At 33.1% G+C, this 15,913-nt stretch carries 9 protein-coding genes; 4 read left to right on the top strand and 5 right to left on the bottom strand.

Features of this window, described 5'->3' with window-relative positions:
* Positions 1 to 57 precede the first annotated feature (57 nt).
* Both ABD940_RS19070 and ABD940_RS19065 read left to right on the top strand, forming a co-directional pair.
* Positions 58 to 837: a hypothetical protein gene (locus ABD940_RS19070; protein WP_345207467.1), complete on the top strand. Its 780-nt coding sequence runs from the start codon at positions 58 to 60 to the stop codon at positions 835 to 837.
* Between the two features lie 99 nt (positions 838 to 936).
* Positions 937 to 1,125: an ankyrin repeat domain-containing protein gene (locus tag ABD940_RS19065; protein ID WP_345207509.1), complete on the top strand. Its 189-nt coding sequence runs from the start codon at positions 937 to 939 to the stop codon at positions 1,123 to 1,125.
* Between the two features lie 83 nt (positions 1,126 to 1,208).
* Here the strand turns inward: ABD940_RS19065 and topA are convergent, their stop codons facing one another.
* The 5 genes from topA to ABD940_RS19040 form a co-directional block, all read right to left on the bottom strand.
* Positions 1,209 to 3,785, bottom strand: coding sequence for a type I DNA topoisomerase (gene topA / locus ABD940_RS19060; RefSeq protein ID WP_345207465.1), 2,577 nt, complete (start codon positions 3,783 to 3,785; stop codon positions 1,209 to 1,211).
* 49 nt (positions 3,786 to 3,834) lie between these two features.
* Positions 3,835 to 4,983, bottom strand: a complete 1,149-nt coding sequence (locus ABD940_RS19055) for a hypothetical protein (RefSeq protein WP_345207463.1) — start codon at positions 4,981 to 4,983, stop codon at positions 3,835 to 3,837.
* Between the two features lie 137 nt (positions 4,984 to 5,120).
* Positions 5,121 to 8,642, bottom strand: coding sequence for a T9SS type A sorting domain-containing protein (locus tag ABD940_RS19050; RefSeq protein WP_345207461.1), 3,522 nt, complete (start codon positions 8,640 to 8,642; stop codon positions 5,121 to 5,123).
* Positions 8,643 to 8,966: 324 nt separating this feature from the next.
* Positions 8,967 to 10,106, bottom strand: a complete 1,140-nt coding sequence (locus ABD940_RS19045; protein WP_345207459.1) for an EpsG family protein — start codon at positions 10,104 to 10,106, stop codon at positions 8,967 to 8,969.
* Positions 10,103 to 11,038: a hypothetical protein gene (locus tag ABD940_RS19040; protein WP_345207457.1), complete on the bottom strand. Its 936-nt coding sequence runs from the start codon at positions 11,036 to 11,038 to the stop codon at positions 10,103 to 10,105. The genes ABD940_RS19045 and ABD940_RS19040 overlap by 4 nt, the downstream gene beginning before the upstream one ends.
* Before the next feature lie 264 nt (positions 11,039 to 11,302).
* Here ABD940_RS19040 and ABD940_RS19035 point away from each other — a divergent pair, with 264 nt between their 5' ends.
* Both ABD940_RS19035 and ABD940_RS19030 read left to right on the top strand, forming a co-directional pair.
* Positions 11,303 to 14,956: an MMPL family transporter gene (locus ABD940_RS19035; RefSeq protein WP_345207455.1), complete on the top strand. Its 3,654-nt coding sequence runs from the start codon at positions 11,303 to 11,305 to the stop codon at positions 14,954 to 14,956.
* A 42-nt stretch (positions 14,957 to 14,998) separates the two neighbouring features.
* A complete protein-coding gene (locus ABD940_RS19030; RefSeq protein WP_345207453.1) occupies positions 14,999 to 15,913 on the top strand; it encodes a dialkylrecorsinol condensing enzyme DarA in 915 nt (304 codons plus the stop codon).

Genomic DNA, 15,913 nt, shown 5'->3' with positions numbered 1-15,913 from the left:
CAATACATTTGAATTACCAGAAATATGAAACAGTAGTTTCGATAATTTTTATCAAAAATGTGGATAATAAATAAAAACAGCAGAAACATAATAAAAATTGGTCTTACCGAAATTGGTTCTTATTTAGAAATTGATAAACCCGTAGTTTTGGATTGGAGTGACTGCGAAAGCACTATGGGTAGATATTCGACACTGTTGGGAACAAAAGATGATACCTTTATTAGCTTAACAAATGAATTGAACACTCACACTTATAAAGACTATTCAGAGAATCTACAAAGTTTATTGATTGATTTTCAGCCTCTTTTTAATATTTTAGAAAATGGCTTATACTTTCTTAATTATTCGAAAGGTTCAGAAAATAAAAATTTTGATGAACATTTAGTATTTCCTCAACTAGCTTCTACTGAAAAAACGTTCATAAATGAAAACGAAGATGACGTTCTACTTTTTACCTCTGAATGGTATTATAATTATCGAAGCTCTTTCACTATAGCTACGCAATTAGCAAAATCTATTAATCAGGAACGAATTGAATTTTATAAGAATGAGATAATTCAGGGAAAACGCCCATTTATTATCACAATTTACAAATCATATATAGAAGACAAACTAACTTTTGACAAAGTTAATGAATATGTAGAATGGGACTCCGCACTTTTTTTACTTGACGGGCATCATAAATTTCTTGCTTACAAAGAACTAGGAATACACGCTCCTTCTTTCACAATTTGTCAAGGGTTTTCTAATCCCGATGAAATATATTTCGATTTAACAAAACTCAAAAAGCATTTGAATAAGTTCCAAATAAAACATTTGGTAGAAAATATGGGATAAACATTACTTTGCGAGATTACCTATTAACGCCAAGTATTATGCAAAAACTTAAAACTAATTAAATTGGAAAAACAAGATAAAATATGGGAGTTACTTGAAATGTGCTATTATGGTCATATTGATCAAGTTAAACGATTATTGGAAGAAGGTATTGACGTCAACGGAATTGGTTACAATGGAATGTCGCCATTAGATGCGGCAAGAGGTGGAGAAAATAATGATATAGTCGAATATCTTTTAAGTATGGGAGCAAAAGAAAACTCAAACTTACCCGATGAAATAGATTAAATAACTTGATATTGCAGATTTGTCATATCTAACCAATAAAAAAGCACAGACAAAAATCTGTGCTTTCTATATTATTAAAATTCTTATTTTTTCGCTGCTGGTTTCTTAGACGCAGGCTTTTTCGCAGTCGCGGTAGTCTTTTTAGTTGTAGTAGCTTTCTTCGCCGCAGGTTTCTTTTTCTCTGCAAAAGCTTTCGGATCTTGGTCAGTAATCCATTTTTTAACCTCATCAAGAGAAATATCTTTCAGCTCTTCGCCTTCATATTTTGTATCATCAGCTTTTTTCGGAATTTTGAACATTGCTTTCCCGAATTTCACAAATGGTCCCCATCTTCCGTTTTCAATGGAGATTTTTTCTTTTTCCCATTGTTGGATATATCGGTTGGCTTCTTTTTCAAGCTTTGCATCAATCAATTCGTTGATATCACTTTGAGAAAGATTTTCAAAATCATATCTCTTCGGAACATTCACGAAAATACTTTGATACTTAATGAAAGGACCGAATCTTCCTGTTCCTTTTGTTACAGGCTCTCCTTTGTATGTCGCAATCGGAGCATCTGCCACTTTCTTTTCATTGATAATTTCTTCCGCACGTTTTTGATCTACAGAAAGTGGATCTTCACCTTTTGGAATACTGATGTAGGTTTCACCCCATTTCACATAAGGTCCAAATCTTCCGACTCCGACAGAAACAGTTTGCCCGTCAACTTCATTTAAATCAAAAGGAAGCTTGAATAATTCCAGCGCTTCTTCAAAAGTAATCGTCGCAATATTCTGTCCAGCCATTAACGAAGCAAAAACCGGCTTTTCTTCATCTTCCGTTTCCCCAATCTGAATCATCGCTCCGAATCTTCCAATTCTCGCGTGAACATTTTTACCAGTTTTCGGATCAACTCCTAAAAGTCTGTCCCCTGTCGCTCTTTCTGCATTTTCTTCTACATCTTCAATTCTCGGATGGAATTTCGAGTAGAAATCTGTCATCATTTCTTTCCACTTCTGTTCACCATTCGCAATTTCGTCGAAACTTCCTTCAACTCTTGCCGTGAAACCATAATCCAGAATTTCTTTGAAATTATCCGTCAAGAAATTGCTCACTACTTCACCTGTGTCTGTAGGAACGAATTTATTTTTATCCCCTCCGAATTTCTCGTCAAGGACTTCTTTTTTTATTTTATCTTTTACCAAAGACATCTTTACCACTTCTCTTGTGTGTGGATCGATCTCTCTTTTATCAACATATTCACGGTTTTGAATAGTCTGAATTGTCGGCGCATAAGTTGATGGACGACCGATTCCCAATTCTTCTAATTTTCTAACCAGACCGGCTTCCGTATATCTTGCGCTTGGTCTTGTGAATTTTTCTGTTGCAGTAATTTTTTTATAGTCTAAAACTTCTCCAACATTTACTTTTGGAAGTAATTTTTCGTTGCTTTCTTCATCATCTTCATCAGTTTTTACAATTCCGTAAGCTTTTAAGAACCCTTCAAAGATGATTACTTCACCTTGAGCTTCAAAATTTTGAGGAAGTTTTGGATTTCCTATTTCGATTACAGTCTTCTCGATTTTAGCATTTGACATCTGAGAAGCCAGTGTTCTTCTGTAAATTAACTGATATAATCTGTTTAACTGAACATCTCCAATGCTTGTTACTGCAAAATCAGTCGGACGAATTGCTTCGTGAGCTTCCTGTGCAGATGCAGATTTTGTAGTGTAATTTCTTGGTGAAGAATATTCTGCTCCGTATTCTGAAGTAATTTGTTTTTTAGCCCCTTCAATCGCTTCTTGGGAAAGGTTTACCGAGTCTGTTCTCATGTATGTAATGTATCCTTCTTCATACAATCTTTGTGCAAGACGCATTGTATTGGTTACATTATATCCCAGTCTTGAAGAAGCTTCCTGCTGTAAGGTAGAAGTTGTAAAAGGTGCAGATGCAGAACGTGTTCCCGGTTTTGTTTCAACATTCAGAATTTTAAACTCAGTCGTTTTTGCTAATTCTAAGAATTTTTCTGCGTCTTCTTCTTTTTCGAAGTCTTTTTTAAGTTTGGCAGCAATTTCCTGCTCGGTTTTGTTTAAGAAAATTCCGTCAAGCTTGAAACTTGCTTTTGGAGTAAACTCTCTGATCTCTTTTTCTCTTTCAACAATTAATCTTACTGCGACTGACTGTACTCTTCCTGCAGATAATCCCGGCTTCACTTTTTTCCAAAGAACCGGAGACATTTCGAAACCTACGATTCTGTCTAAAACTCTTCTCGCTTGTTGAGCATTTACTAAGTTTTGATCAATATCTCTGGGATTTTCAATAGATTTTAGAATGGCATTTTTAGTAATCTCGTGGAAAACAATTCTTTTTCTGTTTTCCGGCTTTAGTTTCAGTTCTTCCGCCAAGTGCCATGCAATAGCTTCTCCTTCACGGTCTTCATCGGAAGCTAGCCAAACCATTTCGGCTTTCTTTACAGCGGCCTTTAGCTCTGTTACTAATTTCTTTTTGTCGGCAGAAACTTCGTAATCCGGTGTGAAAGTTCCAAGGTCAATCCCCATTCCTTTTTTAGGCAAATCCCGAATATGTCCGAAACTGGATTTCACTTCGAAATCCTTACCTAAATACTTCTGAATAGTTTTTGCCTTTGCCGGTGACTCGACGATTACTAAATTTTTCGACATTCTAAAATTTTTGCAAAAGTAAAGTTTTTTTATTAGATAGGTTTTGGAATTACATTTTATTTAATAATTCTAATGGTGCAATGAAGGTTCTATATAAGATTCCTTCGAATGTAAAGCCCTTTCCGGACATCTCTACTCTATATAATAATGAGAAAATAATAATGAATAGGGTAATGTAAAATTTTCGGTTAATCACAATTGGTTCAAACGTATATACAGAGCTATCCTTCTTTAATAATAAAGCAAAAAGTACGATAATAAGCATCATATGAATATACATCCATCTTCCCCAATCGATTGCCAGATAAAATAAAGGAAAAGAGAAGAGAAAGGCTCCAATCAATAAAATAGATAAAATCTTTTTGTATTTTAGAAATTTTAAATAATAAGTCAAATGAAAAATACTGAAAGCTAAACTGATAAAGTATAAAAGATATTCATTAAGATGTTCTTTGATATAATCTCTTTCATTAATATTCCAATAGAAGATGCCGTATGTAGGATGAACACCTCTTTCACAAAGGATTTGAAGTGACATTCCTTCGTTAACGTTCTTCCCGAATTTTAAAATTAAAAGCGTTGGAATTCCAACTGACAGAAAGTATTTGATATATCTTTTAAATTCAAATTTGCCTGTTTTTAAATATAATGCAATGGCAAAATAAGGAACGTAAAATAATACTACTTCATGTAGAAAAGTCGTTACACAAAGTGCAATACAGAAAATATATTCTTTGTTTTTTGTGAGTTTATCATTATCTAAAAGATACGCAAACCATGTAAATAAAAGAAAGACAATAAATTCTTTTTTTCCGACATAAGTCACTGTATTCAAAAGCCCTACAAAACCAATTGATGATAATAAAAGTGATAAATACAATAAATCTGCGACTTTATAACGAATCAGTTTTGTGTATAGCCAAAAAAATCCTGAAATAATTAAAAACTGGAAAAAATACACCAGATAATTAAGTCTGATATGCGTTAAATCCTGCAAAAGAAAAAAGAAACTTCCAGACAAACCTCTCCTTTTGAACCCACCATCCTGATAATTAATGAGCCAATCTGCCAAAATATATCCGTCGTCTTTTAAATTGTAATGATAGGTAAAAGCAAGAGTATAAACAGCCGTAACTGCAATAAGAATATATATAAAAATCTTGATATTAAAGTACTGTACAATCTTCTCTAGCCTCATAGTGTGTTTAAAATTTGGAACAAAAAAAGAGAAACAAAACAGTTTTCAGTTTGTTTTCATCATTTTAGGGTTCAAAAATAATGATTTTAACTTAATTGCCGTTTTATTTCTCTTTAGCTATTTATTAAATCTCTAAATTATTCTTTGATAATTTTTACAATTTCTTTAGAATCATTAATTCTCAATAAATAAGCTCCAGAAATTAAAGAAGAAAGATTAGTTTTTCCATTTTCAAATTTACCTGATTTTACAAGCTGACCAGACATATTGTAAACCTGATAATAATAACCATCTTTATTCTCTCTCGCCTGAATATGCAATTCATCTTTTACAGGATTCGGGAAGAATGAAATTTTATCTTCTTTTACAAAATCTTGAACTACTTTTGCCGTTAAAACGGACGCCGGTTTTGCTGTGGGTAAAGAAGTAACCTGAAGCCTCGGAATTACCCCTTCTTCGTTTCCGTTTGCATCGTATTTTATTTTCACACAACGACAGCTCATCCCGAAATAAGGATCATTATTATCATGGAAAGCAATCATTCTGTTGGCTGTAGAAGCGGCATCAAACAAAATATTGATTGGTCTTCCCATATAATTTGAGTTCAACGCTGCCGTCCAAATTCCGGGATATTGATAATTAATTGTATTAAAAGTTCCCGTAGCTGTTTGATTCGCTGTCACACTTCTGAAACCACGGGATCCTGAATTCGGATAATTTCCCGTTCTGTATGAAGAATCATTGTAAGTATAACCGATTGTATAACTTGCAGAAGCACTTCTTCTTACTCTTAATCCCAAATAATCATTAATAACACTGTATGAAGTCGCTGCATTTTTATCTTTTTTATACCAAGGTGTCAATCCGAAATCTTGTCCGGAAGCAATTGCAACACCTGTAAGATCCGGGATTCTCCAACCTTCAGGACATGGATCGAAAGGTGATTTTTTTCCACCTCTACCCCATCTGTCAGGCGCTAAATTGGGCTCATTTGCCAACCAGTCTGTTCCGTTCGTATAGACTGGAGTTGCGCTGTTATAAGTAGCGAAAGTACTCGGAATCATATAAACCAAAGGATTTTTTACCGAATACGATAAAACTTTTGCGATTTTGTCCGAAGCTTTATCCGCTGCCAACACATTTGCATTTGAAGAATTTGTATATGTATTGTAAGGTACAATATAATTTCCCGCTAAATCATTATAAGTAGCAAAAGGAAGCGTAGTATAAGTTGCCGTTCCGCTCGCCGTAACACTGCCTAAATAAACAAGATAAGAAGCTCTGTCATCCGCATATTGGAAAACCGGAATCGGATCTTTTCTTCCCCATTGATAATGCATTCCTGTAGAAGCTTTAATTTTTGCCAGTTCAGCCGCAGTTGGCGTTAATGGATTTGCCACAACAGGAAAAGCATCAGTTGCTCCCAAATTTCTATCCATAAATTCCGTCTGAAAAACATTATCCGCTTTTGGAACATAATTCACATAATTAGTCACCGATGTCACAGGTAATTCTGTCGTATAATTAACAGACCCTACTGCAGTATCTGTCACCCAAATGTGCCATGACCAGTAAACAGGGTTTGAAACACTTCCGTTATGCAAAGTAATTACAGCATTTCCGCTTTGATTTGGATTAATGGTAACTAAAATTTTTGAAGATGAAATTGCTCCTAAAGAACTTGGCGAAGGATTAACAACTGTAACATTATTAACCAAGCCAGTATTTGTCGTCCAGAGAATATTTGCTTTAAGATTATTAAAACTTGTTGTATTTAAAATTTCTTTATTATTCAAAAGTTGGCTTTGAACTGAAAAAGCTTTACTCACAGGAATATCAATAGTAAAAGCTGCGGTATTTTTTACAACCTGATACGTATTCGGATTATTAAGACCTTCACGATATTCCGTTTCAGGAACAAGATATTCTGTCGGGAAATCATAATCATTCACTACATACAGAGGATCTTTTATACATCTGCAACCTGCCGCATCCGTCGTAGAATTACTTCCAAGAGGAAAATACCAGTATCTCCCTAAAACATTAGGATAATTTGAATCCGGAACGTCCGATTGCATTTTATCTGGAATCATAAATAATGTTCTTGCACCAACTGCCGGAGTCGAATCAAAATGTCTTGCCATTGTTGCCGTCCACAACGTTGTTTGATGCTGATCTGTATATTGTCCTTGATGCGCATTAAAAACAATCGCTCCCGTTCCCGGAAAAACTCCCATATTAAAACCTCCTGCATTAGAAAGATCAAAACCAAAATTAGGATACAGTTTAAAATTGGTCATAAAACTTGGAACTCCAGAATCTGTCGGCTTTATTTTGTGATAATTATTAGCTTCAAAAACATTTTTAGCCATATTTGTTCTCACTCCGAAAGGCGAATAATCTACTCTTATATCATCCACATACGTTGAAGAAGCCAGATTTGCAACCAGAGCAGAAGGTATTCTCCATCCGTTCGGACAAGGATCATATGAAGATTTGCTTCTGTAAGGCTGAGCAGAAGTATCGTCATTATAATTAGTATTAATTCTTCCTATAGAGTTATCAGACCAAAGATTAAGTTCAGGCAACTGACTATCACTTACACCCGGAATTTTACCAAACCAATTCACCATCAAGTTTGCATTATTATTGTAATAAGCAATCCCTGAATTATCATCTTTATTGACGTAAATTAAACTTAAAGGATTTTTTATCGAAAGCCTAAGATTATTAACAACTGTAGCATTTGAAAGAAGAACAAATTTTCTCAAATTATCAAAATTGATAGCATTCGTAAAGTTTTTTGCACCACGATGTCTTATTCTTCCGAGTGATCCTGAAACTTCATAAAAGTCATTTCCTCTGTACACCAAAGGCGGAATAGGATCTTTTCTTCCCCACTGATAAAGAAGCCCTCCGTTTCTGTTCCATTCATTAGCTGTGATAGAACCTCCTACTGCACCCAAATTTCTATCCATCCAACCCCAATCTGCATCGGGAATCGTCTCAACAGTTCCATCTGATCTTTGCCTTTTTACGTTAGGATAACTTTTATATTTTGAACCATTGGAAGGATCATCCGTAACCCAAACATGCCAAGACCAATAAATTTCGCCATCTACCCTAAAAGCAATAACCGCATTACCTTCTTTTGCTTTATTGACAGGAACTTTAATTTTTGCATTCTGCCCAAAATCTAAAACTTCCAAAGCATAATTTGTACCAGATTTTATCAACCCATGAACATCTTCCCATAAAACATCTGCCGTAATTTTCCCGTTAGGAATTGGCGTTCCACCCATGTATTTATCCAAGCCCCACATTACGTAAGCTTTTTTTACAGGAATGTAAAGACCGTCACTATTTTGGCTGGGGTCAAAGATATAGCTGTTAGGAGCTTTTGTCCAGTCCGGAACTAGGAGTTTCGATGAACCATTTAAGGCATTTCCTTCTTGAGAAACAGCAGATTTTGCATTATCACTGCTTTGTTTTTTATCTATACTTAAAGGTTTAATTAAAGAATCTGAATTTTTAAAATATACTTTTTTTGATACTTCAAAATGATCTGGTTTCTTTATTTCTACAACATCTTTGGCATAGATCCCATGCGAGACTAGGCAATATAAGATTGCCGCTAAATTTTTAATTGATTTTTTCATATCGTTGACTTTGTGCGCATTACAATAAATACAACTTTTAAACCCTTGTTAAAAAAAATCAATTTATTTTATAAATAACCTTAAATTAAGTTCATATTACAACTTATAAAACAAAATTTTTGAATTATGCATGCGAGAATTTCATTTTCAAACTTAGGTTTTGCGAAAATACAGCATTTTTTCAGATCTTTTTTATGAGCAAGCTCAATTTGAATTAATTTTAATAATCTGATAGTTTTATAGATATGCTAAATAACATATCACAAAAAAAAGACAATGCTTATCAACATTGTCTTTTTTGTATATTTTTTAACTTTTAATTCTTTACGGTAAAATATGATTGTTATAAAGATCCCATGTAAATCTTCCATTGACAATATTCCTGAAGCTAGAGAATACTACAAAGTTGAAAATCGTTAATGCAATCATAAAAGAATAAATTGATTTTTTCGTATTTGAAGAAACCACATACATTGCATTAGGAATAATAATATATGCAAAACCAATAAATGCTCCCGCCAATCTGGAAGAGAAAATCGGATTATTTCTAAAAATAAAATAAAAACAGATCCCGATTACAACATACGCTCTGTGATACTCGTAATACGGAAACTTCTCCTTCATTTTATCATCAAAGGTAAAGAGAAAAAATGTGAGAATTGCCATCATCACTTCCGGGATACCAATTGCTCCGTTGAGTCGTTCCACAGATTCATCCATATATCCGTTGAAACCTATAGAAAGTGTACTATCTGATGCTATACTTGTCATAAAATCACCAAACACTCTATACACTTCAAAGGGCGATAAAAACACGGAAGTAATGATCATAATAAGCATTACAAATTTATTCAGTGGAATTCTTACCAGCCAATACATCGGTAAAAAGGCATAACAAACAGTGTGAATACCTGCAGCAAGATAGATACATAAAAGATAGGCTAAAAGTTTCCGCTCTTTAATATATCTTATTCCAAAATATGCGATGAAAGAACCTAAATTCTGCCGAATCTGTCCACTTTCTCCAATAAAAAATCCGGGAATGAACATAAAAAGCATGAACGTAAAAGGATAAAATGTATTATCATCCGTATATTCCACCTTAAAATAGATCGCCAGAATTGCAATAACAAAAGTGAGTATATAAAATGGCGCATTAAAAACATTCAACAGGATTTTATTGATAAGAACATATAGCCATTCCACTTCAATCGGTTGTGGTCCTTGCATACCAAACCCTTTCATAATCAGCGACACATAATCTTTCGTATCAGAATAAATATAAATCCCTCTGTAACTTCCATAATCCGGTCCTACATCACCTCGAAGCCCCGCAATTATAATAAGATATATGCCTAAGAACCAAAGCCATTTTTTTTCAACCTTACCATGAAAAACTTCCTGATAACTGAAAATCAGCATGTATATAATCGCAAAAATATAATATGGGTGTAATAAACTCATCTCTTGGATATGATATTTTTAAATTGAAAAGACGCCATTACAATTCCTGTAAGAATAAGAGGCATAAATAATCTTGTCTCCCAAAAAAGCCCTACTAAAGTAATCATTATAAGATAAGGCAAAGAGAAAAATAAATATTTCCTGATCATCATTTTTCCGACCTCATCAGAAAAATTATAACTGAAATAGATACTCAATATTCCAAATAAAAGTCCCGTCAAATTATAAGGACTTGTAAAATTTTTAACCAAATAAATTCCTTCCACAAAAGAAGCATGTTGCTGAATAATCAACCTTAAACTAATATAAGGCAACACAAAAGCAATTACCAAAAAGATAATTTCTTTCACAAAGGTGAAATTTCTTTTCTTCAAATTCTCAAAATCAATAAAAACCGCAGCAAAAAATGCAATATTAAGACAAGCCGTTTCTCGAACAAATGTTGAAATAAAAATGATAATACTTAAACCTATCAAATCTGTCGGTTTTCTGTTCTCCATGTATTTTAAGGTAAAAAACATTCCCCAAACATAAAAAAACATCGCAACGCAGTCACAATTTGTAGGAACATATTGCATGATCACAACAAAAAATATCGCAATCAAATGAACCATTCGTCTTATCTTTTGGTTTAAAAGAAGTTCAACAGGTTTTAGTTTTAAAATTTTATTTAAAACAACCGAAGTTAGGAGAAAAAAGAAAACATTGATGAGAAAAGTACTGTGATAAAATAAAGAACCCTGCTTCAAAAGAAAACTTTTTGCAAAAGGCAGATAATTATTCACGATAAAAGTTACTGTATCCGTAACATGTACACTCAGGAAATTCGGGATAACACGATAAGCGTAAACCGAGGAGAACATAAAGTCCGGTGCTTTTTCCCATGATTTGATTCCGACTACATAGGAAGTCTCAAACCCGTAATAGGACATAAAAAAAAGCAGGAAAGGGAGAATTATTACAAATAAAAATCCTTTTATTTTTTCATCAAAATTTTTAAACATATCAAAATCTAAGCCTTATTACTTAGTTAATTTTTGTTTTAAAATGCGTTTCATCAATTGGGAACTTTTGCAAAAGTAGATTTTTTTTTCATTTCGGCTAAATATTTTATTGATTTTCAGATAAAACTTATGTTAAAACGTTTTGAACTAATAATGAAAAATTTAAATTTGCAAACTTGATTTTCTAATGTAATGCATCGGTTTTTTATATTTTTATATTATCTGATTTCCAAAAACAAGCTTCTGTCTGTATTTTTTGCAGTCGGAATTGCTGTTGTATGCGGATTTTTTGCTTCAAAAATTAATTTTGAGGAAGACATTAATCAGATCATTCCAAAAAATGAAAAATCTGATCTTACGGCAAAAGTTCTGAAGCAACTGAACTTTTCGGATAAAGTCATTGTCATTATCGAAAACAAATCCAAAGAAGAAAATTTTCAGCTTTCGGAAACTGCCGATACTTTTTTAACCAAAATTGAGCCTTTACAAAAATACATCGGTTCGGTTCAGGGGAAAATAAATGACAATGAAATCTCGGAAACCTTTGATTTTGTAAACCAAAATCTTCCTTTATTCTTAAATGAAAACGATTACAAAGAAATCGAAAGGAAGCTACAGAAAGACAGTATTACAAAACAGGTTGAAAATAATTACGTTTCTTTGGTTTCGCCGACAAGCTTAGTCACAAAAGAATTCATTAAAAAAGACCCTCTTGGAATTACTTTTCTTGGAATTAAAAAACTGAATGCTTTAAATATCAGTAAAGATTTTAAGCTGGAAGACAATTATATCGTCACCAAAGACGGGAAAAACCTTCTTCTTTTCATCGATCCGAAAAATAAAAGCAACGATACCAAAAACAACGAAACATTTGTTAATCAATTAAATGAAATAAAAGACAACCTCAACAAACAATTCAAAGGAAAAACAGAAATCAGCTATTTTGGTTCGCCTGTAATTGCGGTTGCAAATGCTCAACAGATTAAAAAAGACATCCAGAATACAGTCATGATTTCTATGACGGTGCTTTTGATTTTGCTGATTTATTATTTCAGGAATTTCTTTACACCGATTATTGTTTTTCTTCCGACGGTTTTCTCAGTTTTGTTGGCTTTGTTGATTTTATACTTTATTAAAGATAAAATTTCAGCCATTTCATTGAGTGTTGGAGCAATTTTGATAGGAATTACGATCGATTATGCCTTGCATATTTTGACGCATTACAAACACAACAACAATATTGAAGAACTTTACAAAGAAATCACGCAGCCTATTATTTTAAGTAGTGCGACAACAGCGGTTTCCTTCCTGTGTTTGATTTTTGTACGCTCGGAAGCGTTGAAAGATCTCGGTCTTTTTGCAGCGATAACGGTTATTTTATCTTCAATTACTGCATTAATTATTGTTCCTCAATTGTATAAACCAAAGGCGAAAGAAAAAGAGGTGAATGCAAATTTCATTGACAAAATCGGTTCTTATCCTTATGAAAAAAACAAACCTTTGATTATTGTTTGTTCGATCATTATTGTTGCCTGCCTTTTTGGTTTCAGACATGTTGGTTTTAATGAAGATATTGGAGATTTAAATTATATTCCGAAAGATTTGAAAATAAGTGAAGCGAAACTGGAAAAACTTTCAGACATCACTTCAAAATCCATTTATACAATTTCTTATGGAGATTCTGAAGAACAGGCTTTAACAAGAAATTCTCAATTGAGTCAGTTTTTAGAAAAAGAAAAGAAAGACGGAAAGATTTTAAGTTACAATTCTCTTGGAAATGTTGTTCTCTCTGAAAAAGATCAGCAAAAAAAGATCGAATTATGGCAAAAATTCTGGAACGACAATAAAAAGAATCAGACGATTTCTGAATTAATTAAAAACGGAAATCAATTTGGGTTCAACAGTTCTGCATTTGATCAGTTCAATGAAAATTTAAATAAGAACTACTCTACTTTAACATTAAAAGACTACGAAAAAGTAAAAGCATTACAGATTTCCGAATTTTTAAGTCAGGAAAATGGTTTTTACACGGTTTCAAATGTTGTGAAAGTCGACGAACAGAAAAGAGATGCTTTCATCAAAGATGTTGAGAAAAAACATGAAGCTTTGGCGATCGACCGTCAGCAGATGAATGAAAACTTTTTAGGTCTATTAAAAAGAGATTTTAATACTTTGATTAATTATTCTCTTCTCGCAATTGTTTTAACGATCATCGTATTCTTTAGAAACTTTGAATTGACGATTCTTACGATGTTCCCAATTGTTTTAACGGGAATTGTAACCGCGGGAATTCTCTATTTCTTAGGATTGGAATTAAATATTTTCAGCACCGTTGTTTGTACTTTGGTTTTTGGAGTTGGAGACGATTTCAGTATTTTCCTTACACAGGCAATGCAGAAAGAACATACGAATGGAAAAAATGAACTTCCGACTTATAGAACTTCTATTATTCTGGCAGTTTTTACAACAATTTTGTCCATCGGTTCTTTGATTTTCGCGAAACATCCTGCTTTACATTCATTAGCTTTAGTTGCTTTAATCGGAATGTTTTCTGTAATCATCATTACTTCAACTTTATATCCGTTTTGGTTTAGATTATTAATTACAAACAGAGCAAAAAAAGGATTATCTCCAATTACATTTAGATTGTTTCTTCGTTCTGTTTTATCATTTATATATTACGGATTGGGCGGACTTTTCTTTTCTTTCTTCGGACATTTCTTCGTAAAAAAAGCAAAAGGAAAAACGTTAGACAATATCAAAAAAGCAATTGCCTTATTTTTAAAATCAGTTTTACATCTTACACCGTTTGTAAAGAAAACGGTCATTAAAAATCCTAATGAAGATTTCAGCAAACCTTCTGTGATCATTGCCAATCACACTTCGTTTCTGGATACTTTGGCTTTGGCGATGGCAACTCATAAAATTATTTATCTGGTCAATGACTGGGTTTATGATTCTCCGGTTTTCGGGAAATTGGTGAAAGCTTTAGGATTTTTCCCTGTTTCTCAAGGCATCGAAAACGGAATGGAAAAATTAAGAGAAAAAATCGACCAGGGTTATTCATTAATGGTATTTCCGGAAGCGGAACGTTCTTATACAAATGATGTGAAGAGATTTCACAAAGGTGCTTTTTATATTGCGGAACAATTCCAACTGGATGTGGTTCCTGTTTATATTCATGGAAACTCTGAAGTTTTACCAAAAGGTGATTTCATTATCTACGACGGAGCAATCACTGTGAAAGTTGGTGAAAGAATTGATAAAGACGATTTGAATTTTGGAAAAAATTATTCTGAAAGATCAAAAAAGATTAATTCTTATTTCAGAAACGAGTTTGCAAAACTGAGAAACGAACTTGAAGATGAAAATTATTTTAAGAAAAAACTATTTCTAAGCTATTTATATAAAGACAATGAAGTTGTAAAAGAAGTAAAACGAGATTTCAACGCCAACAAATCTGTTTACTTTGAACTGAACAAACATATTCCAAAAGAAACAAATATTTTACATTTTGCTAATGATTTTGGGCAAAAAGATGTTTTATTAACACTTCAACAGGCAAGCCGAAGAATTTTCACTTTAATTAAAAATGATGAAAAAAGAGAAACTGCCGAACAGACTTATTTAGTAAAAAGAAGAAAAATAAATTATATAAAAGATACCACAGAAATCAATAAAAAAATTGATGTTCTTTTGGTTTCGGATGAAAATTTTAATCTAAATGATATTGCAGAACTTCCTGAAACTGTCATTTTTGTGAACATAAAAAACACTTCGTTTGAAAATAATAATTATACATTACAATTCAGTTCTGAATCATTAAAAGTATTCAAGACTAAATAATAAATCTGAAAAGCATATTTTTGTAACCGATAAAAAAAACTAATGCAAAAAAATATACTCGTTATATATTATTCACAAACCGGTCAGCTGACGGATATTGTAAAGAATGTTGCCCAACCTTTTGAAGCAAAAAAGGACGAGTACAACGTGACGTATTACAACATCCAAATGAAAAAGGACTTTCCTTTTCCGTGGTCTAGTGATGTATTTTTCAATGCATTTCCGGAATCTTATTTGCAGATTCCGAGTGAAATTCTTCCACCATCGGAAGAAGTATTGAACAAAAAATACGATCTTATCATTTTTGGATATCAGGTTTGGTATTTAACGCCGTCTATTCCGATCATTTCATTTCTGAAAAGCGGTTATGCGGAACAGATCCTAAAAGACACACCCGTTGTTACCATTTCGGGAACAAGAAATATGTGGATGTTTTCTCAGGAAAAACTGAAGGTATATTTAAAAGACATGAAAGCCAAACTTGTCGGAAACATTGCATTGGTAGACAGACACGACAACTATACAAGTGTATTGACGGTAGTTCGCTGGATGATTGGCGGAAAAAAAGAGAAATCGGGACTTCTTCCTGCAGCAGGAGTTTCGGACGAGGAAATTAATGGCGCAGGAAAATATGGCGAAATTATCGAAAGACATTTAAAAAATAATGATTTAGATACGCTTCAGCCGGATTTGGTAAAAAACGGAGCCGTGGAAATCAGGGCGTTTTTGGTAAGAGTAGAGAAAGTGGGCAACAAAATTTTCACTATTTGGTCCAACCTCATTATCAAGAAAAAAGAGAAGCGACCATTGCTGATCAAATTCTTTAAGGTATATTTGATGGCTGCGATATGGATTATTTCACCCATCGTATTGGTTTTACACCTACTTACAACACCTATCTTTTGGTTTAAAAGAAAAAGACAAAGAGAATATTTACAAGGAATTAATTTAAAATAG

The organism is Chryseobacterium ginsengisoli, from assembly GCF_039542325.1.
Taxonomy (GTDB): Bacteria; Bacteroidota; Bacteroidia; order Flavobacteriales; family Weeksellaceae; genus Chryseobacterium; species Chryseobacterium ginsengisoli.
Note: the sequence above shows the minus strand (reverse complement) of the source record. Positions and strands in the feature narration are given on the sequence as shown.